We start from the raw sequence: 1202 nt of genomic DNA on the forward strand, positions 1-1202 counted from the left end.
ACGATGTCGCGTTCGAAAGACCAATTTGCTCAGCATAACAAGTCGTTGGCCTATTTTAGCTGTATGTCCTTTACCTGTGTAATCCGCAATCTGTTGTAGGTTTCGGATCACGTGTGACCAACATAGCTGATGTTTATTTGGTGATATCCAGTTGTAACCACCATATTGGTCACTGACGACAACCCCAGAATAATTGGCGCCCAAAACCGCTTTAGCTGAGTGAATGGAGCGAGAGAATAGGATCTTTTCATACACTAAGTCGTCGCTCGATACTAACCAGCACCACCGTAAACGCTCTTCACTATTTCGTGAGTGTGAAGTCTCATCGACGTGTACTAACGGAGCCGTTTGAATATTACTTTTGATGGCTTGGTGCAGTGGGGTAAGCATTGAGGCAACACGAGTTTGAGCTTCACTGATTGCGCCAATTGAAAAAGTAGTGCCGAATTGCTCCTTAAGTAAAGAGCGTATTTTACGCACGCTCAGATGATATTGACCAGCCAAGATCGCGATATGACTCAATAGATTGGGGCCCATGATGCCTTGAGGTATATCGCTCGGCTTTCTGGCCCTCGCGGTTTCGCCACACTGAGAGCATTTACCAGAAAAGAGCCGATACTCGGTAATATCCATTGTCGGTTTGGGAATTTCATGAACCTGATGTCGATAAAAAGGTTTATCACTCATCTTAAGGTTCGTATCGCCACAACAAGAACAGGCACTATCTGGGTAACATTCAACAAAGGTATCAGATGGTTTTAATTCTGAGAGTTGTCGTTTGTGCCCTGAGTGACCTTGTGTAGCTCCTCTCGGATTGCGACCACTAGAGCTTTGAGCTTTTTTCTTTCAGCCCGCTCTTTAGGCCCATCGGATGATGGTGATTTGGATGAATTAGCGCTGCTAGTTTTGAGCTTGTCCTCATAGTGGCGCAACTGCTCCCAGAGCTCAACAATCAGCGCATTCGCTTCGTTGATATCTGAGGCCACGGGCGGCGAAGATGAGAATTTAGATTTTTTCTTTTTCATGCATTAAGCATGACGGCTAGAAATGATCACTCAATTAGGAATGTTGGATCAATTGCGTTAACTCACACTTTTTGTCAATGGACTGCTGGTGAACGCTTACCAATACTTTGAATTTTCTTACTTACCATAACGACAAAAAATTAACTGAAAGTAGCGAACGTATACCAGCAAACCAGG

1 protein-coding gene and 1 pseudogene are annotated in these 1202 nt (G+C 44.3%); both read right to left on the minus strand.

The window, feature by feature from the left end; translation table 11 throughout:
* Window positions 1–738 (minus strand): annotated as a pseudogene (gene tnpC, locus ACQEXR_RS20195) (IS66 family transposase); the annotation flags it as partial.
* A gap of 20 nt (window positions 739–758) precedes the next feature.
* The gene (locus tag ACQEXR_RS20200) at window positions 759–1025 is read right to left on the minus strand and encodes a DUF6444 domain-containing protein (RefSeq protein ID WP_240800883.1); all 267 of its coding nucleotides are present in this window, start codon (window positions 1023–1025) and stop codon (window positions 759–761) included.
* Between the last annotated feature and the right edge of the window lie 177 nt (window positions 1026–1202).

This window comes from Vibrio sp. TRT 2004 (assembly GCF_050113735.1).
GTDB lineage: Bacteria > Pseudomonadota > Gammaproteobacteria > Enterobacterales > Vibrionaceae > Vibrio.

What these genes read in the sequence shown, in the direction of transcription:
- ACQEXR_RS20200 (WP_240800883.1), bottom strand. Translation starts at nt 1,025, where the DNA reads ATGAAAAAGAAAAAATCTAAATTCTCATCTTCGCCGCCCGTGGCCTCA.